Consider the following 18,444-nt stretch of genomic DNA (forward strand, 5'->3'; position numbering starts at 1 on the left):
AACTGTTGTCATTATGTGACTATTATTGTTGTCTGCATTTCTTCACACCAAACACACATCAAATACCCTATAATAACAATGTCATTATTTGTCGAAAGGTGTGGATGCGTTGTATTTCTGCCTGCATTGCGAAAAACTTCATAGGCTTCATTATGAAAAACAAGAACTTATTTTCAAGTCGGGCTTTCGTTACATCCATTCGAATCTATACCCGGTAGGCATATGCAAGCCTCATCATTCATGCTGCGGAAAGCCTCATCCGTGCACCGCCTGACCACCCGCCTTGAACTGCACATATAACAGAAGCCGTGAACACAAACAAAGCCTATGAATCGGCATATCGCCGTTCACAGGCTTTTGTTGTTCTTGTTGTCTATGATTGTTATGATTGTGCGCCGCTTAGCCCGCCTGGGCTTTTTTGTTGGGGTTTGAACCCGAACCTTCCAAGGCAGCCCGCGGCAGAAGCCAGGTCAAGATAAATCCGACTAGCGAGATCGCGAACAGCAAAATAAACAGATGATGCAGCCCGGCGACAAGCGTCCCTCGCAGCACGCTTTGCACCTGATCCGATAACCGGTCGGCCGTAGCCGGGTTGATCAGCTCGTTCATCTGATCGAGGGTAAGTCCGAGCGAGGCCCCTTCGCCGCCGGTCAGCACACTCGACAGCTTGGCGTTAAACCAGGTGCCGAACAAGGCTACGCCGACCGTTTGACCGAGCGTACGGAAAAACATATTCGAGGCGGTAGCCGCTCCGCGCAGCTCCCAGCCTACAGCGGACTGTACAGTGACCGTACAAATAGTAAAAGCGACGCCGAAGCCGATACCGAGCAGCGCCGTCACCGCGTAAAAATGCAGCGTAGACGATGCTTGCCCCAAAAACAACAGCCACAGCATGCTGAGCACCAGCAAGATCATCCCGAGAAAAGTCGCCATCCGCACGCCCGCCTTCATCATCAGCCGGCCGCAGATGAACGAGCCGATCATCCATGTAATCGACATCGGCGTAATAATAAAGCCGGATACGGTGGCCCCGAAGCCGAGCACTCCCTGCACCCACATCGGGATATAGACCATAACGCCGATTAATAACGCGCTGATCAGCAGACTGACCGTATTGGCCGCAAGTATCCCTTCCGTCTTAAACAGCTTAAGCGGGATCATCGGCTCCTTCGCCTTCGTTTCGATCCAAATGAAGACGGCTATGAGCACAGCCGATATGACGAACAAAGATACCACAAGCGGCGACGTCCACGCTCCGTCCTCCCCGCCTTTTTGCAGGGCGAACAGCAGGCCGAGCATCCCGCAGATGAAGGTCACCGCTCCCGCGTAGTCGATGCTGTGCTTTTTCTTCTCAACCCTCTCATGCAGCCCGAGCCCGATCATGACCATCGAAATAATACCGAAAGGAATATTCATGAAAAATATCCAGTTCCAGGTCATTTGATCAACGAAAAATCCGCCGACGAGCGGTCCCGCCACACCGGCAATCGCCCACATCGTGCTGACGAGGCCGATCATTTTGGCTCTCTTCTCGACAGGATAAATATCGGCCATGATCGTAGAAGTAACCGGCATAATCGCTCCGGCGCCGATCCCTTGAATCGCCCGGAATAAGATCAGCTGCCCCATCGTATGCGCCATGCCGCATAGCGAGGAGCCTACCAGAAAAACGACTGTACCGAACATGAACACGCCCTTGCGCCCGAACAAATCGGACAGCTTGCCGAATACCGGCACCGTTACGGCCGAAAGCAGCAAATAGACGGCAAACACCCAGTTCATCAGCTCGATGCCCTGCAGCTCGCTGACAATTTTGGGCATCGCCGTGCTGACGACCGTCCCTTCGATCGCCGTCAGAAACGTGCCGACCAAAAGAGCCAGCGTTACGACTCTCGTATTCGTTTGTTTCACTTGCAATCCAACCATCCTTTCAGAAGCGAACCCGCTCCCGATTCAATTTGCAAACTTTTTATAACTTTATGTATATTAACATATTCCGAGTCGTTTGAGAATCGAATCTTGCATAGCGGAAGGGTGTGGAGTGCCTAGTTGTGTGTTTCGGCGCAAAAAAAAGCGAAAGCAGCGTAATATTCGCCGCCCTCGCTCAGGATCTAACCGGAAGTAATCATACTCGTTACGTTTTTTCCAATGTTTTTCGGATTGCCCTATAACACCGGCAGCCCCACGCCGTTATTACAACGGAATGGGACTGCCGACGCTTTATACAATACGTGCTATTCCTGCGGTCCGAGCCGCTCCCGCAGCTGCAGCGCAGGCAGCGGGTCGTTGACCGTCATCAGCAGGGAGCCGCAGCCTAAAGCATAATGCACCTGCCGCTCCGTATCCGGGCAGTAGCACCACGGCAGTATGCCGCGCTCCTCGTATTCCCGAACCCGCTGCGGGGTCAGCAGCTTCATGCTGATGCCGACCGCCCACATTTTGGACAAGGTGCCCTCCTCGCCCTCGATATAATTGGACATCAGCTCCCCCGGGAACCCCTGCGTCTTCAGTCCGTGCTTGTCGTACATATAAGCCAGAACCGCAGCGTCGAAGCAGGTGAACGAGCATCTCGGCAGGAAGCCGCAGCGATCCAGCGCCGCCACCGCCGCATCGACAACGTCCGTTGCATCCGGACTCGGCTTCACCTCCACATTCAGCAGCACGTCCGGGTAGGACGACAACAGCTCGCACAGCTCCTCCAGCGTCGGAATCTTAAGCCCTTCGAAGGGCTTGCCGAACCATCCTCCCGCATCGAGCCGCTTCAGCTCGGCCAGCGTATAATCGCTCACCTTGCCCGTACCGTCGGTAGTGCGGTCCACCGTTTCGTCGTGAATGATCACGACGGCTTTGTCTTTGGACAATCGCAGATCGAATTCGAGCATATCGACCCCGATCTCCAGCGCCCGCCGGAACGAGAGCAGCGTATTTTCCGGGTAAGCGGACTTCCAGCCCCTATGCCCCGCTACGATGATTTCCTTTTGATGCTCAAGCCGAGTTATCATGCGCCTCTTCCCTTTCTCCGATTGATTTATTTCGGGTCGGCCGGTTGCCTTCTTCCTACTGCTTCATAATCCGTTCCGTTTCCTTCTTGAACGTGTCCAGCGTGCCCGCCACATCCTTGTTGTCGTACATGATGGCTTGGATCGCCTTCAGAAACTCCTGATTCACCTGCGTCCAGGCTACATGTTTGTTCGAGTCCATCGCATACTGCAGCTGATCGTAAGCTACTTTGCGGTTCGGCTCCTTGGCCCACAAATCTTTCATCGGCTGGGATTCGGCCATTTTTTTCGTAAACGGCAGGTAGCCGGAATCGAGAATAAACTGCAAGCCGCCTTTCGGATCGGTCATCGCCCAGTTGATAAACTGCCAGGCCGCTTCCTTGTTCTTGGAATCGGACAGCATGGAGATATTCGCTCCGCCGGTCGGCGTAGCATACACTTGGTCCATCGGCAGATAGGCCGTCACATATTCGAACTTGGCATTGTCCTTCAAGCTGCCGATAACCCCGGTCGATTGGTACATCATGCCGATTTTGCCGCTTGTAAACATCTGATTGACGATATTGCCCGAATCTTGCGCAGGCGGATAGTACAAGGCTCCGGTGCTTTGCAGATCCTTCAAAAATTGAAAAGCTTTGACGCCTTCATTCGAGAAGCCGACCGAAGTGCCGTTATCGTTAAAAAACTTGCCCTTCGCCTGATAAATCATCGCAATAGGATACCACGTATCGTAAGGCATACTGAAGCCGTACCGCGTATATTCCCCGTTCTCCTTGATCACAAGCGCATTGGCTACCTGCTTCAATTCCTCCCATGTTTTCGGGACGGCCAGCCCTTTCTCGTCGAGCATCGTCTTGTTAATATGCAAAATCGGCGTCGAGCGGTTGAACGGTAGAGAAACCAGCTTTTTATCGAAGACGGAATGTCCCATCAGCCCTTGCGGGAAATCGTCCGCAGAGAGATTGGATTTTTTCATGTAAGGCGTCATATCCTCCAGCACGTCGGAATCCGCAAACATCTGCACATACGCGCGCTCCAGCATCGAAATATCCGGCCCCGTCTTGGCGGCGATCGCCTGCTGCAGCTTCGTCACGGTCTCGTCATAGGAGCCTTGGAACGTGCCCACGACTTCCACCTTATCCTGAGAATCGTTGAACCGCTTGATCATTTCATTCAAGTAATCGCCGTTCTTCCCACCGAGGGAATGCCAGAACTGAACGGTCGTCTTGCCTGTTTGGGACGCAGCGGGAGGCGCGTCGGCCGCCGGTTCGCTCTGCCCTCCCGAGCAGCCTGCGACCAATCCTGCGGTCACCGCCGCCGCCAATACGATGCTCGGTACTTTCTTATTCATGCTCATTTTTGTTTTCACCGAAATCTCCCCTTTTTTATGAGAAAATGGTCGTTACGAGAAATGGATCGCCGCGAGCGGTCTGCGCTCTATTTGATACCTGAATGTACAAACGCTTTCACAATTTGCTTGGATGCCAGCAAATAAACAATGAGAATAGGTACGACCAAGACGACGTTGCCGGCCATAATGATGTGCCAATTGCTGATCCCCTCCGTCTCCCTCAGCATTGCGATTCCCATGGTCAAGGGACGTACAGCGGCCGAATCCGTCATCACCAGCGGCCAGAAGTAGTCGTTCCAATGGCTGACGAAGCTGAACAGCGCGATCGTAGCCAGCGCCGGCATCGACATCGGCACCATAATATGCGTCATAATTCTCAGCTCGCTGGCGTTATCCAGCCGGGCCGCTTCGATCAGCTCATGCGTAATTTGCATAAAATATTGCCGCAGCAAAAAGATCCCGAACGCATTGGACATAAACGGAATGATTTGCGGCCAGAGCGACTTGATCAGGCCTGCGTCGGCGAGCATCAAGTACACCGGAATAAAGGTGACCTGACCCGGAATCATGAAGGCGAGCAGCACCAGACCGAAGAACAGCGCGTTTCCTTTAAACCGGTATTTGGCGAAAGCATAAGCCGCAGGAATCATGACCAGCGACTGCAGGACGATGATCGACAGCGTGATCGCAATCGAGTTGCGGGTATACGTCAAAAACGGCCCTGCGCTCATCGCACTGACAAAGTTGCTCCATTGGGGAACCGAAGGAACCCACGTCGGCGGAAAAGCCAGCGTTTCCTCCAGCGTCTGCAGGGCAGTCGATATCATCCACAGAAACGGAATGACGAAGATCATCAGAACGGCCGCTTTGAACACAAAACCCAGACTTCGCCGGATCGTCCTGCTCGCCGCGCCGCTGGCCGTCCGCTCCACGCCGGCAACGGTTTCTTGTTGTGCAATCACCGGATAAGCACCTCCTTAAACTCAAGTCATACGCATCTCTTATTGATAATGAACCCTCTTCGCCAGCACCCGGAAGTAAATAAAGGTGAGCACGGCAATGATCGCCATTAATACGACGCCGGTCGCCGACGCGTATCCGATGCTGTTCGTTCTGAACTCGTAAATGTAGTACACCAGCGTCGTCGTCGAGCCGTTCGGCCCGCCGCCCGTCATAATTTTGACGGTATCGAACACCTTGAACGAACCGATCGTCATAATGATCAGAATGAAAAACAATTGCGGTGAAATGAGCGGCAGCGTAATGCGGAAAAACATTTGGACCTTGTTCGCGCTGTCGATTTCGGCCGCCTCGTATATTTGCGGGTTCACTCCGTGCAGCGCCGCCACGATAATGAGCGTGTAATAGCCGATATTTTGCCACACGGATACGATAATTACGGAAAGCAGCGAGGTGCTGGAGCTTTGCAGCCAAGGCAGGCTCGGCAGGCCTACGGCATGAAATATAAAATTGAGGATGCCGTGATTCGGCTCCATGATCCACATCCAGACAAGCGATACGGATACGATGGAAATAATGTGGGGCGTAAAGATGCCGGCTTGAATGATGGCGTTAAACCGCGTCTTGTTTTTCAGCCATACGGCGATCAGCAGCGACAGCGCCAAGGTGAAGAAGACGACGCCGACCGTATACGCCACGGTAGTCAACAAGGAATGATAGAAATCGTCCCGGGAAAATATTTCCTTGAAATTGCCCAGCCCGACGAACTTGCTTTTGTCTTTGTTCAGCAAATTGTACTTGTAGAAGCTCAGCTTCACCAAATACAGCACCGGATAGATCACAAATAAGAAAATACCGATCATCGCCGGGCCGATCATGACGTAAGGACGCGCAGCCTCCCAAACTTTTCTTCTGCTCATATTACCCTCCTTTCGCTTGGTGAACCGAATGTTTGCGCTTACAATCCATCGCGCTTCCAGCAGTCCTCTCGTTTACTTCGATACGCTTCTGTAGTATAATTTGGCTTGTGACTTTCACTGTGTCACCAGTGAAAGTCAAGATACGTTTTTTTCCAATCGCGGTGAGCCAAGGCAGATTCCATTGCGCCAGCTAGGTCGTCTGCTTTGCTCACTACGGTGAATTGATTCGGCACCAGCTTGCGCAGCGTCGCCTGACAATCCTCCCGCTCCATCACCTTCAGCACCTCGCGAAAATCCTTATCCGAGCTTCGGCTGCTTCCGTGCATCGTAATGCCCTTCTCCAATATATCCCGCGTATTGATAGGAACAAGATCTTCGCTGACCCCCATCGCGATCAGATGGCCGCCGGGCTTTAATAAGTCGATCCCCTGATTGATGGCGCTTTCACTGAAACGCCCTCCCGTGCATTCGACCACAATATCCACCTTGTCACCGGCGGAAAAAGGATACGTTTGCACCATTTCGGTCTTGGCGAAATCGAACTCGTCCAGCTTCTCCCGGATGGCTCCGAATACCGTCAGCCGGTCTGTGCCTACATGAAAAGCATGATGCAGCATGGCTGCGGTCAAGTAACCGACCGGACCGTCTCCGAACACGGCAACCTTGGCTCTGTCCAGCAATGGCTTCACGCCTCGCAGCGCGCGGTACGATACGCTGCACAGCTCCGCCAATACGGCGATTTCGTCGGAAACCGCATCGGGAACCGGAATGACGCAGGGCTCGGGGAGCACCAATCGGCTCTGGGCGATCCCGTCGGTCCCGCTGCCGAGAAATACGCCTCGCGAGCAATAGTTATCCTCGATTTCTCCCCGGCATGCCGGGCAGCACTCCTCGGGCCGAATGCCGTGCAAAAGATAGCCGGGCACATAAGGAACGATCACGACCCGCTGCCCTATGCGCAGCAACTCGGAGCTTCCGCCGACCACCCGGCCTATTCCTTCGTGGAGCAGCGCCATCGGCAGCTTTCTGGCCAATATTTCCGGCTTCCTAAGCCCTCCGAAATAGCGCAAATCCGCGTGACAGATGCTGGCAATCGTCGGCTCGACGATCACCATGCCTTCTCTTAACCCCCGTTCGACGAACAATTCCTGGACGATATGAGGCTCGGTCAATCGTAATGTGCGTGAACTCACTGATGCTGCTGCCACCTGAATGTAACACCTCCATGAACGTATAAAAGCTAGAATGTATTATGAATTTTCGGCCCTTCGAAAAGAGCGCGAAAAGCTTCACCTGAGTTTATGCGTTTGGTTGTATGAACCGCAGCTTATACCGTGATCACATGAATACCCGAATCGCGGAATGGCTGAAGATCGTACTCGGGCACTTCCTTGCCCGTGATCAGCGTATGGATGGAGCTGTTGGGAGCGACGGAGTACAGCGAAACCTTGCCCACCTTCGTGTCGTCGGCGACGACGATGACCTCCTGGGCAGCCGCAATCATCCCTTGCTTGGCCAGCACCAGCTGAGCTTCGGGATGCATAAGCCCGTGCTTGGGATGGATCGCCGGAATGCCGAGGAAGGCTTTGGTTACATGCAGCGAGCGCAGCACATGATCGGTAAACATCCCGTTCAGCATATAACTGGACGGATACAGCTCGCCTCCGGTTACCGTCACCTTCACCCCGGGCGCGTCGCGCAGCTCCGAAGCGACGTTCATATCGTTCGTCACGACGGTAATATTCGAATGATGCACCAAATTTCTGGCGATATGCAGCGTCGTCGTACCGGAATCGATAATGATATGATCTCCATCTTCAACCAGGCTGGCCGCCATTTTCCCGATGCGCATCTTCTGTTCCAGCTGGACGTTCGTGCGCTCATTGAAGGAAGGCTCGTTATTCGTCGTCCTCTCCACGATGACGCCTCCGTGCGTGCGCTTGAGCAAGCCCTCCTGCTCTACCTCCGCCAAGTCTCTGCGGATGGTCGCCTCATGAACGCCGAACTCCTGGGCGAGCGCCCCGACGGAGGCCGCCTGGTGCTGTCTGACGTATTCGATAATTCTCAACTTTCTCTCCGCAGCTAACAAATGCGCCCACTCCTCACGGTGTTCCTGCAATCAAGCATCGTTTTGTTCATTACTGCTCGTTATTGCTTGATAATGTACATTTAGATTAATGGATATGAGCGCCATTTGTCAATACAAAAATACGGATTTTTCATATTTCAAAACATTATTAAACATTTTTCTTAGTTCATTCTGCGTATTCCAGACAAACGGATAAAAAAATACGCTCATCTATGCTTGTTTTATGCATACTCTTGCACAAATACAAACATATCGGCGCATAGTTATATCATTTTACCGGCTCCGAAACTCGATAACGGAAGCATGGGGAATCTCTCCGATTTCACCTATCAGCGTGCGGAAAGCCATGCCGTGTCCGGTAATGATCACCTTCGAATAATTTGAATATTTTCCTATAACTTGACCTACTCGATGCTTTAGCGATTCCTTCGACTCCCAGAGTCTAGTCTCGCCGGGAGGATATATGCCGTTATTTTGGTCAAAATCATCGCCAAGTTCTTTTAACCGATCCAGCGAATCATATTCAAACGTCAAGTCCGGCTGCCATTCTCTCAAATCAAACTCGACGATCACTTCCAACTGCAGCTCCTTAGATAAAATAGCCGCCGTCTGCAAAGCTCTCGGGTACGGAGAGGAAACAATCAGCTCCGCTTCCTGCAGCCGCTTATCCTTGGCCGTCATATAAACTTGATTGACTCCATTTGCCGTCAGCGGCACCAGATCGCGGCCATGCCCTTTTAGCTTATACCGTTCGTTAAGCTCCCACTGCGGCTCACCGTGCCGCACCAAATAAAACAGCGTCATTTCGTATTGAACTCCTCCTGTTTCTCTAACTCCAATATCCTCGTTCGCACATCGTTCTTGGAAATGAACAGACTGTCGCCATGTTCATCGATGCCGTAGGCGATAGGAATGGACACGCTGCCGCCTCTGAACGAGCCGTCCGCGTGACTTGTGCCGATGACCTTGGTTTGATAGGTTATAGCGATCTCTCGGGCTGCATGAATCCATTCTTCAAACTGCTCGTCGCTGAACATTCCTACCCCTATCGGATGGACAATCAGATCCATACCGCTAGTATCGGCGCTCCTCATCCCTTGCCGGACCAATTCGTCGCAGAGGATATGCCCTATCTTGAAATTCTCTACCGTTACAAAAGCCGTATCGTTGTACTTAACCCGATCCAGAACGATCTCGCCGGTACGGCTAATGATGATCGCCCGGTCCTTAGGGCTCTCGCTTAGCCTTCTGTATCCTCCGATGAGGATCTTGTTATAGGTCTTGGCCAAGCGGCATGCTTGCGCCACATTCTCGTTCAAATACCCTTCCGGAAAAATGACAGCGTCCGCGGACGGATGATTTCGGAGTTCATTTTCGAGCTGAGCAACGCCCTTCTCCAGCTTAGGTTGGATAATTAGAAATTTCAGATTGGATCGCCTCCATCAACGTTTTTTACCAATACCCCCAAAGTCGCTAACACATAAATTCCCTGCAGTTTCCCGTAATCCTTTTTACAACAATTGCTTTCTTCATTTGGATACAAAAAAACAGACAGCTCCGGCCATCTGTTTATTAACATTTAATAACGTATATTGTATTTTTTGTTAAATGCGGCTGAGGGCGTCTTCGAAATCGGTCGACTCAAGAAAAGCAATAATCGCTTGCGGTACCGATCCCTGGCAGCTCTGATCAAAAGTATAGTGAGTCTTATTTCATCTAGTATAAGGTGAAAAACGCTGACTGCGCATGCGAAAGCATCTTCCGATCGCTGTTGTCCCCGGATTTCTTGAATGGTTAAGCCCGTGAAACGGATGAAATCCTTAAACAAAGGCGAACGCTTCGCTTCTACAGATTGCTTTCGCTTGCTCCATCTGCTTTTTCACCGGGCTTCCAAACGTACGCTCAATAAAATCCTTAATATCCGCTTTGGACTTATTGTTCGACTCTCATGGCCGACCCGTTGCCGTAGCTTCGATACGGTCCGGCCTTAGGCTTCCTCGCCCACTCTTCAAACTGTTCACCGTAGCCGGCTCCCGGGTACCATCTGGCATATTGACGCAGCTTATTGGCATATGTTTTTTTGCCGGAATAATAATCCAGAAGTCTGCTGCTATGCGGTTTCCTATTAAGGACAGCGTCGGCGAGTCCGCTCTTCCTTTTCCTTGCCTACTCCAATTCCGCCGTTTTCACGGTTATACCTTGTGAAGTTAATCGATACAAGCCGGGAACCGCCGGATTCATCTGCACCCATCCTTCGCGCAAAAGGTCCTTGAGCACTTGTTGTACGTCTACATTCCCTGATGTCTGCGGAAGCCTCTTCGCAATCTGTACCGGAGCCTGCCATTCAGCCGTTAGGGCCATTAATATCAATCGTTGCTCTGGAGTTAAATTCAAGTCGTCGTCCTCCTTGCCAAATGTATGGATGGCTCTCCATCGATGTAGAATCTTATTATACCCGGATTTTACCATGAATGTAAGCTCCGGTGCATGAGATAATGTTTGCGGAAGCTGACTTGAATGAGGCAGAGAGCGGCATCGCGGTTATTGCGATACGTCTCCATCCGTGCCTGACTTGAATGTAAAGACATATATGCTCCGGCACGCGCATATAATACTGGACTTAAGTCGGGGACATAAACGGTACGGCGGTCTAACGCCCGATCAAGAAGGTTCATGATACACTGTTGACGAGGGTCTCCTATCATCGTCATAAGGGAATAAGGAAACGAGGTTATTTCAATGTATATTATTATTAGTCCAAAACGCATTCTGATCGTCGGTACGATGGTGCTTACCATCACGGTCGGGATCGGAACGTGGGACAAGGCAGCCGCGGCAAACGGCCGTTCGATTCCGCTCGCGACGGCAGATCATCAGGACGCATCCGCTGCGCGGGAAGACCGTTTTTTGCAGGCGCTCGGCGCTGCCACGAATGAAGAAGTGTACGACGCGCTGCTGGAAGGCCAATCGCTCGCCGACATTGCCGGCAGCCGCCAAACCGACGTTAACCGCATTATTCATCTTCAGGTGACTGAACTGACGGCTCAGCTGGACGCTCGCCTGGCCGGCGGAAGTTTGCGGCAGGATCAATACGAGGCGCTAAAAGCGGAACTGACGGAAACGGTTAAACAAAGCGTGTACGGCAGGACGTCATCACAGATCGAGTAATTGGGGAAAAAGTCCACACGCCCAATATCACTTTTCCCAACCCGCAATCGATTCGTCAAAAGCACGATTAGCCTCCAAGTGAATATAACGAAGCAATGCCACAAGATCAGTCAAACGCTTTTCATTTGAAAGATAGTATCGCTCAGGAAGACGTCGTTTTATATTAATAGCTTCATAGATGAGTTCATGCCACTGCTGCGGAATAATTGTAATCCCATAATAACCGGCTTCAACCTTGCTCTTGATATCATGCTCTTTTAATGTGTATAGCTGCCGCAGCATGCCAAGCGCACACCATTCGACGGCTTCATCCGACTGTCTGGTAACCTCTTGGTCGGATAAGTTATTTACAGTCAAATGCTTATCTAATCTATTGATCCAGCTAACCCAGTAGGTATTTAAATTTTCAATGACGTATTTGGCCAATGGTTTAATTCCTGTCTCATAATGTAAAGATTGAGTAGAGCCGTATACTTTAATGCCGTGATTTTTGAGAATCCACCATGTGATTGGGTTGATATCGGAACCAAAACCGTCGGTATGCACTTGTTTATTATAGTAGGTTATTAACGAACTGATTTCATCCTGCGGTTTTCCAATATCGCTGGCGAGCAGATAAGCCCCCATAATATCAATCTGGGGAAACTCGTCTTCAAGCTTTTTATGGGCTGCCGAGATTGTCTCTATATCGGACATAGCGGGCGGATTTCGAAGAGTCGCAATGAAATCGATATCGCTGGAGCCTTCAATATAATCTCCCAATGCAACCGAACCGTATAAATACATAGAATCGATATTCGAATGCTTTATGTCCAAATAGTTACATAGCATACTCATAGCTTTTTCAACTACTTGCGGTATCATAATTAGCCCCCTTCAGATAAAAACGTGGTGAATAAGTGGACGGATAGCCGATAAAGAGCTGCTCTTTTCACCACCCTCTAAAAAAAACCAGCCAAACGCAACAAAAGGTTTGACTGGTTTTGCCCGTTACATCATGAGAACGATTACATCTCTTTCGCATCGGGGCTCAAATGCTTCACCCGCATCAAGTACGCAGTGACATTGCGGTCATCGTCAAGCGGATAATCGAATTGCAGACGGTCCGCAACCTCCGCCGCCGTACTGCGGAATAAATCCGCTGCGGCGAACAAAGCCCGCCATACATCGTCGTAAGTACCCTGCGGGTACGTGGACATCAGGGCCTGCCAGGTCAGCTTCGGCAGATGCTTTTCCAGAAACTTGCCGTTCTTCCCCACACTGAGAGAAAAATCGGTATCGACGCCGACCTTCCACTCCAGCATCTTGATCAGCATCGGCCTTACATTGTTGTTCAAATGGTCCATGGCATAAGTCATTTCTTGCCGCCATAAGCCTTTGGCCACATAGGTGGACACCCACCAGAACTCGTTGCAGCAATCCGCGTAAAATGCGGCCGACGGACGCCTCACCCAATAATCCCGGTCGGTCGGCGCTGGAAGCTTCGGCAGAGCATGATCTTTGTCGAGCAGCACGACGGACAGCTTGTCGCCGTTATTCCAGTTCTCCTTTTTTTCAATCGGACAAAGGGTAAGATCAATCCGGTTGCCGTCGGCAAACAACATCAGATACGAGAAATTGCCGTCCAGATCGGGCGGGAACAAATCCATGTCTTCCGGCGTTTGCATGATGATCCGGCTTCCAAAGCGGTCTACCCAATGCGGGTCCGCGATAAAAGAATTCATCTCCGTTACAATAAACACAATATCGAAATCCTGAAACAGATCCCGCGGCACATTCCGGTTCGTTCGTGACCCTTCCATCCCGACCGCTCGGACCCGCTCGTCATTTCTGGCGTAGTTCAAAATCATATCCATCATTTCTTGTTCGCTTCTCATCGTGGGTAAGCCCTCCCTTATTTTGTTGGTCGTTATGCCGATCAAGGAAGGCGGCCCGCGGATTCGAATGAACCTAGCCCAGCTTCGACGGAGATCACGTTATAAAGTATCGAGCACCGTTTTCATAAGTTATTGTCCTCCTTTTCATGAATGAATATTTTCCATTTTACCATAAAAAAGGATAACTCTGCATCATCCGCACTTTGATGAGTTAAGTTTCCCGTTTCCCCTCCATACAGTAAATGGCATCCAGCAGTTCTTTGGCAATTTCGTCCGCTCCGCTATCCCGATCGGAGGTTGTGGGAGTATGTGCTATATCCATTATATCTTGCTTGAGGTCCAGCAATGCCTCTTCAGACAATCTTCTTACCAGTCCCATCAGAAGGAAGTATTTCCAGTCCCCATCATTTAACTTCAATATCGTTCTAAGATGAGGGACAAGCTCTCTGTCGAAAGGCAATAATACGGATTGAATCTCTGTAAAAATAGGCCAATTACCGTCTTGGAGCCACTTCAGCAGCTCGGGAATTAACGATCGGATTGCATCCAAGCTCTGCGTCTTCAAAAGCGCGATCCGTTCAAAATCAAATTTATGTTGTGGAACGAGATCAGTGTAATCCATTTTATCCGTTCTCCTCGTCGACATGCCCCTGTTGACCGGCTATCCTAGCATTATGTATCTTTATATTTTCCCTCTCTCTATCAATCTGCCTCTGTTCGATCTTCGCCAATTTCCTTGCTATGGTTTCCAGTCTGAGGACGATGTAAATTGGAAAGAGCAGGAATAAAATTACGATTGGCCAATTGACCATCCTTATCAAGCTCCTTAGTATTTGTTTTTTGGGAAAGCCGCAGGCTCGTTTCTGGCTTCGTCAGGATGGAATAACTCAGACAGAGTCATATCTGGGCCTCGATCATATGATCGTACATAAACCAATCGGCTTTTATTTGTAAAGGAATATTCAGGATAGATTCAAATGTGCTCAGAGCCTCACCACAATCCATTAGATCAAGGGTTTCCAGGATCTTTGTCGGTACACTCATAACACTAATCCAACCGTCTCTTAGCCGGCCTATATAGTAATCGTGATTCGATCTTTTCGCAGCCATAAGAAGTGATTCGGGGGCGATTTCTGCACCAAAAAGCACATTCCAATCATGATTGCTCTTCATTCTTGTTTGTGCTATTTCTTTGAGTATAGGAGCAATTGCTCCATATCGCTTGTTTTAACGTGAATATTTGAAAGCTTTGTTCCCAAAGCACCTCCCTTTTTTTGGTTCAAGTCCCTAATTCACAATCATTTTACCATATTATAGTCCTCATAGGTTACTTAGTTGTTCGATAAGAGGTACTTCATCAAGCACGGAGGAGTTAAAAAGTGTAACGGACATAGCCGCACCTATTTACCGAAAACATCTCGTTTGGGAGCGGATGAGAGCCCAGTAAGAGCCGTGCTGTCCGTTACAATATAAAAACCGCTGATTTCGTCCCATTAACGGCTGTGGCGTCCGTTGCTATTACAAGCCGCCGCAGCTAGCGCCATCCGTCCGATGTATCGAACACAGCTTCCGCAGGGGGAACCAATCTCCCTCCGAGGCCGAGGCCGCAAGCCGCCGTCAGCGATCGGCTCCTGCAGCTCCCCGAAAATCGTCTTGCCTGCCGGAACCTAATTGGGTAAGCTGATGATAAAGGAAGTGAAGTCATGTCTTATATCGCGCATCTCGATTTAAACGAACTGAAGCTCTATTTTGCATACCAAAGAAAAAGCACGGAGATCGAGCAGTTTCAAGGCACATTTCACGCTCATCAAGGCATCGAAATATTGATTGTCCACGAAGGGAAAGGCACGCTGATCGTCGATCAAAAAAGCTACGAAGTGACCTCGGGGATGCTCTGCATCTTCCAGCCGTATCAGCTGCACCATATCCAGATGGACCTCAGCCGAGAGACTCCTTTCGTCCGTTCGATCATACAGTTCGAGCCTTCGCTTTACGAATCTTATTTCGAGAAATGGCCGAGCCTGCTGGCTCTGCTACGACATATTCATACAAGCAAGCTGTCCAGTCCTTGCCTCTATGACCTGAAGCCGCCGATGCAGTTTCATTCGCTGCTGCAAAGCATGGATCATAGAATACCCGCGCTCAATCAAAAGGACGCGCTCGAAGAATACTCCTTGTTTCTGATCGCTTTCTTCCGCGATTTCAAATCGGTATGGGAGCAAAAAAGCATGGGTCAGAGCGGCATCAGCATAACGCGCAAGCCCCACCAGGCCGAGCGAATTCTCGCCTGGCTGGAGGGGCATTATACCGAAGCGCTGCGATTGGAGCGAATGGCGGGCGAGCTGCATCTGTCACCGCATCATTTGTCCCATTTGTTCAAAGAGTGTACAGGCTCCAGCATTTCCGACTATGTGATCGCCAGGCGGATGCAGCAAGCCGTCAAGCTGCTGATCTCCACGGATCAATCCGTTGCGTATATCGGAGAAGCCGTCGGGATGCCCAACTGCTCTTTTTTTTGCAAAACCTTTAAGAAAAAAATGGGCGTTACGCCTCATCAATACCGGAAGCAGTGGCAGACTCAATCGGGCTTCACCACTACTCCCGACTTTTGATTTGGAGGGCGTCGCGCTGAGCGATAAGGCACAGCTCGGCCGCTTTGAAAGCATGCTCCTGCGTCATCGCCGTCTCCGTCCGGTTCAGGCAATCGAGAATCAGCTGCCCGAAGTAAGGGAAGCCGACTTTCCCGTTCACGGCGAAGTGATGCTCTCCCTCATGATTGACCAGATACACATGGCCGCTCGTCCGGTCGCGGGCGATGTCCACATATTTGCGAAGCTCGATATACCCGTCCGTACCGAGTATCGTCAAGCGACCGTCTCCCCAAGTGCTTAATCCGTCGGGCGTCATCCAGTCTACGCGGAAATAGCCGGTTGCCCCGTTATCTCCGATCAGCGTCGCATCGCCGAAATCCTCGAAGCCCGGATGCTCGGGATAGTTATAATTGGCGACTTTGCTGTGGACCACCTTGGCATCCTTCGCGCCGGTGAAATAAAGGAACTGCTCGATCTGATGGCTCCCGATATCGCACAGAATGCCGCCGAATTTCTCCTTCTCGAAAAACCAGCCCGGCCTGCTGCCCGCGTTGATCCGGTGCGGTCCCATTCCGATGACTTGAACGACGCGCCCGATCGCTCCCTGTTCGATAAGCTGCCCGGCATAAATCGCGCTTTCCACATGCAGGCGTTCGCTGTAATACACAGCATATTTACGCCCCGTCTCGGCCGTTTTCCGCCGGGCCGCCTCCAGCTGCTCCAATGTCGTGAACGGCGCTTTATCCGTGAAGTAATCTTTGCCGTGATCCATGACGCGAAGCCCCAGAGGCCCGCGGTCCGAAGGAATGGCCGCCGCCGCTACCAGCTTGATCTCGTCGTCTTGCAAAATTTGCTCCAGCGAGCTGGCCGCCCGCACTTCCGGGTACGTCTGCACGAATTTCTCCACTTTCGCGGGGTCCGGGTCATATACCCACTTTAATTGGCCGCCCGCTTCCCTCAGCCCGTTGCACATGCCGTAAATATGTCCGTGATCCAAGGCCGCGGCCGCAAAAATAAATTCTCCGGGTTGGCAAACCGCCTGGAAGCTTCCCTGCGGCGCGTAGTTCATTCCGTCGTTTTTTTGCATATTATATGTTCCCCTCTCTATCGATACGTCCTGCCGTCATAAACGTCCGCGGAGCAACATCGGCGATGAGCGCGTTTGTCCCCGCATCCTCCGGTTTCTAGCATAGCAAGATTTCGTTCGCTCATGTAACGCTTCTTTGTGCAAAAATAACAGTACTTTGCGGTAACGCCGGATGGGCGCGATAACAAAAAAACGAGTGATGCCGAAGGCTTCATCCCTAGTCCACGCTCCCGCGGTTCCTAAGGTGCTCGCCTCCTTCACACTCGCTGCAAACCGCGCGCTCCTTCCGGCATAAATATCCGCACCGCATTCACCGCCGGATACAACGGCACTCTCTGCGGAAGTTGCGCGAGAACACCGCGACATCGGGCCTGCCGCATCCGCATAAACATAGCGCAGTCCGGCGTGATCGACCGGTATACTGGGCCGGGCTCTTTGGCGCCGCGGGCCAAATCCTCGGCGGATTGCGCTTGTACGTTAAACGGCACGACGTTATGCGTTACGCTCTGCAAATCATACGCCCGGTATTTCGGATACCCGCAGGAGCAGTTGCCCGAATCGATCAATAGCGGCGTACCGTAACGGAATAGAACGAACGCCCCGGGTGGGACTTGGGCTTGGCGTAACGCATACGTTAGCGTACAAGGAGGGAACGGGCTCCGCCCCTCCCTTCTCCCGTCAGGCGGAGCCGGCTGCTTCGGCCGGACCCCAAAGGCGGCGTCAGCTTCCCTGAACGTATTGGAGCTTAGCGAATACGTACCGAGCCAGCGGCCCCACAACGACGAGCTGGAGCGGAAGAGCGAAGATGAAGTTTTGACCCACTAATGTAACATAGCTCTCAAGCCACGACTCGCCGATCGGAGCACCGGAGAAGTAACTGTTCAATAAGCCGTACAGGGACATGCAGAGAACCATTCCGCTCACCATACAAAAGGCCAGTACAAGAATGACCGTAACCTTTTTCGATTTATCGTAAGGCAGCGAAAATGCAATTTTTTTGGCTGCGGGCCCCACAATGAACAGCTCCACTAAGAACGCAACGATAAACGCGGCAAGCAGTTGAATAAGCACTTCCCCCAAAGACAGCTTGCCGATCAAACCATGCGTAAACAAATTGTACAGCGTCATGAATACGACCATCCCCGAGCACATCATCAACCCGAAATAAACTTCTTCCTTCTTCGTTTTAGGCAACGTTCATCATCCTTTCTTTTTATCCCTGTTATTATAGCGATAGGGGAAACCCCCTCATAAGTGAACATTATGTGAACATTGCATACGGCTGCGGAATAGGGAACCACTCCCCCAAAGGTGACGTGATGCTCTGAAGCTTATTCCGTCCGCATCCAGCTTCGGCTGGATCGGCGTCTAACCAATCCGCCGGGATCGTTCTATGGTTAGA

General features: G+C 51.2%; 17 protein-coding genes. 2 read left to right on the forward strand and 15 right to left on the reverse strand.

Annotated elements, in window-relative coordinates:
* Positions 1 to 399 precede the first annotated feature (399 nt).
* The 10 genes from N0M98_RS21435 to N0M98_RS21480 form a co-directional block, all read right to left on the reverse strand.
* The gene (locus N0M98_RS21435) at positions 400 to 1,911 is read right to left on the reverse strand and encodes an MDR family MFS transporter (RefSeq protein ID WP_249864484.1); all 1,512 of its coding nucleotides are present in this window, start codon (positions 1,909 to 1,911) and stop codon (positions 400 to 402) included.
* Between the two features lie 323 nt (positions 1,912 to 2,234).
* On the reverse strand, positions 2,235 to 3,002 hold the full coding sequence (locus N0M98_RS21440; RefSeq protein WP_259619090.1) for a glycerophosphodiester phosphodiesterase family protein: 768 nt from the start codon (positions 3,000 to 3,002) through the stop codon (positions 2,235 to 2,237).
* A gap of 55 nt (positions 3,003 to 3,057) precedes the next feature.
* Positions 3,058 to 4,368, reverse strand: a complete 1,311-nt coding sequence (locus N0M98_RS21445; RefSeq protein ID WP_259619091.1) for an ABC transporter substrate-binding protein — start codon at positions 4,366 to 4,368, stop codon at positions 3,058 to 3,060.
* Between the two features lie 68 nt (positions 4,369 to 4,436).
* Complete coding sequence (locus N0M98_RS21450) at positions 4,437 to 5,204, reverse strand: carbohydrate ABC transporter permease (protein ID WP_249866214.1); 768 nt, start codon at positions 5,202 to 5,204, stop codon at positions 4,437 to 4,439.
* Between the two features lie 147 nt (positions 5,205 to 5,351).
* A complete protein-coding gene (locus N0M98_RS21455) occupies positions 5,352 to 6,230 on the reverse strand; it encodes a carbohydrate ABC transporter permease (protein WP_249864488.1) in 879 nt (292 codons plus the stop codon).
* Positions 6,231 to 6,352: 122 nt separating this feature from the next.
* Positions 6,353 to 7,423 carry a zinc-binding dehydrogenase gene (locus N0M98_RS21460; protein WP_249864489.1) on the reverse strand — a complete coding sequence of 357 codons (1,071 nt, stop codon included), beginning with the start codon at positions 7,421 to 7,423 and terminating at the stop codon, positions 6,353 to 6,355.
* A 134-nt stretch (positions 7,424 to 7,557) separates the two neighbouring features.
* Positions 7,558 to 8,319 (reverse strand): DeoR/GlpR family DNA-binding transcription regulator, encoded by a 762-nt coding sequence (locus tag N0M98_RS21465; protein WP_249864490.1) that lies wholly within the window; start codon positions 8,317 to 8,319, stop codon positions 7,558 to 7,560.
* Between the two features lie 273 nt (positions 8,320 to 8,592).
* Positions 8,593 to 9,123, reverse strand: a complete 531-nt coding sequence (locus N0M98_RS21470) for a histidine phosphatase family protein (protein WP_259619092.1) — start codon at positions 9,121 to 9,123, stop codon at positions 8,593 to 8,595.
* A complete protein-coding gene (locus N0M98_RS21475) occupies positions 9,120 to 9,638 on the reverse strand; it encodes a hypothetical protein (protein ID WP_259619093.1) in 519 nt (172 codons plus the stop codon). Before N0M98_RS21475 ends, N0M98_RS21470 begins: the two co-directional genes overlap by 4 nt.
* A gap of 847 nt (positions 9,639 to 10,485) precedes the next feature.
* Positions 10,486 to 10,713, reverse strand: a complete 228-nt coding sequence (locus N0M98_RS21480) for a hypothetical protein (RefSeq protein ID WP_249864493.1) — start codon at positions 10,711 to 10,713, stop codon at positions 10,486 to 10,488.
* 345 nt (positions 10,714 to 11,058) lie between these two features.
* On the opposite strand from N0M98_RS21480, the gene N0M98_RS21485 reads away from it, so the two are divergent.
* Positions 11,059 to 11,487 (forward strand): hypothetical protein, encoded by a 429-nt coding sequence (locus N0M98_RS21485; RefSeq protein ID WP_259619094.1) that lies wholly within the window; start codon positions 11,059 to 11,061, stop codon positions 11,485 to 11,487.
* A 27-nt stretch (positions 11,488 to 11,514) separates the two neighbouring features.
* Here the strand turns inward: N0M98_RS21485 and N0M98_RS21490 are convergent, their stop codons facing one another.
* The 3 genes from N0M98_RS21490 to N0M98_RS21500 form a co-directional block, all read right to left on the reverse strand.
* Positions 11,515 to 12,351, reverse strand: a complete 837-nt coding sequence (locus tag N0M98_RS21490) for a nucleotidyltransferase domain-containing protein (RefSeq protein ID WP_259619095.1) — start codon at positions 12,349 to 12,351, stop codon at positions 11,515 to 11,517.
* Between the two features lie 143 nt (positions 12,352 to 12,494).
* Positions 12,495 to 13,364 (reverse strand): aminoglycoside 6-adenylyltransferase, encoded by an 870-nt coding sequence (locus tag N0M98_RS21495; RefSeq protein WP_259619096.1) that lies wholly within the window; start codon positions 13,362 to 13,364, stop codon positions 12,495 to 12,497.
* Positions 13,365 to 13,575: 211 nt separating this feature from the next.
* Positions 13,576 to 13,986, reverse strand: a complete 411-nt coding sequence (locus N0M98_RS21500; RefSeq protein WP_249864497.1) for a DUF5071 domain-containing protein — start codon at positions 13,984 to 13,986, stop codon at positions 13,576 to 13,578.
* A gap of 1,081 nt (positions 13,987 to 15,067) precedes the next feature.
* On the opposite strand from N0M98_RS21500, the gene N0M98_RS21505 reads away from it, so the two are divergent.
* Entirely contained in the window at positions 15,068 to 15,976 is a 909-nt protein-coding gene (locus N0M98_RS21505; protein ID WP_259619097.1) for an AraC family transcriptional regulator, read from the forward strand.
* Here N0M98_RS21505 and N0M98_RS21510 read toward each other — a convergent pair.
* Positions 15,960 to 17,042 (reverse strand): Gfo/Idh/MocA family protein, encoded by a 1,083-nt coding sequence (locus N0M98_RS21510; RefSeq protein ID WP_249864500.1) that lies wholly within the window; start codon positions 17,040 to 17,042, stop codon positions 15,960 to 15,962. The two genes, N0M98_RS21505 and N0M98_RS21510, sit on opposite strands and share 17 nt — an antisense overlap.
* 720 nt (positions 17,043 to 17,762) lie before the next feature.
* Positions 17,763 to 18,236: a DUF2798 domain-containing protein gene (locus N0M98_RS21515; RefSeq protein ID WP_249864502.1), complete on the reverse strand. Its 474-nt coding sequence runs from the start codon at positions 18,234 to 18,236 to the stop codon at positions 17,763 to 17,765.
* Between the last annotated feature and the right edge of the window lie 208 nt (positions 18,237 to 18,444).

The sequence above is a fragment of the Paenibacillus doosanensis genome (assembly GCF_025060755.1).
Lineage (GTDB): Bacteria > Bacillota > Bacilli > Paenibacillales > NBRC-103111 > Paenibacillus_S > Paenibacillus_S doosanensis.

Bases quoted from the DNA above. Each gene is read 5' to 3' on its own strand.
- N0M98_RS21440 (WP_259619090.1), bottom strand. From the start codon at position 3,002: ATGATAACTCGGCTTGAGCATCAAAAGGAAATCATCGTAGCGGGGCAT.
- N0M98_RS21450 (WP_249866214.1), bottom strand. From the start codon at position 5,204: ATGATCTTCGTCATTCCGTTTCTGTGGATGATATCGACTGCCCTGCAG.
- N0M98_RS21455 (WP_249864488.1), bottom strand. From the start codon at position 6,230: ATGAGCAGAAGAAAAGTTTGGGAGGCTGCGCGTCCTTACGTCATGATC.
- N0M98_RS21470 (WP_259619092.1), bottom strand. From the start codon at position 9,123: ATGACGCTGTTTTATTTGGTGCGGCACGGTGAGCCGCAGTGGGAGCTT.
- N0M98_RS21485 (WP_259619094.1), top strand. From the start codon at position 11,059: ATGTATATTATTATTAGTCCAAAACGCATTCTGATCGTCGGTACGATG.
- N0M98_RS21490 (WP_259619095.1), bottom strand. From the start codon at position 12,351: ATGATACCGCAAGTAGTTGAAAAAGCTATGAGTATGCTATGTAACTAT.
- N0M98_RS21495 (WP_259619096.1), bottom strand. From the start codon at position 13,364: ATGAGAAGCGAACAAGAAATGATGGATATGATTTTGAACTACGCCAGA.
- N0M98_RS21500 (WP_249864497.1), bottom strand. From the start codon at position 13,986: ATGGATTACACTGATCTCGTTCCACAACATAAATTTGATTTTGAACGG.
- N0M98_RS21505 (WP_259619097.1), top strand. From the start codon at position 15,068: ATGTCTTATATCGCGCATCTCGATTTAAACGAACTGAAGCTCTATTTT.
- N0M98_RS21510 (WP_249864500.1), bottom strand. From the start codon at position 17,042: ATGCAAAAAAACGACGGAATGAACTACGCGCCGCAGGGAAGCTTCCAG.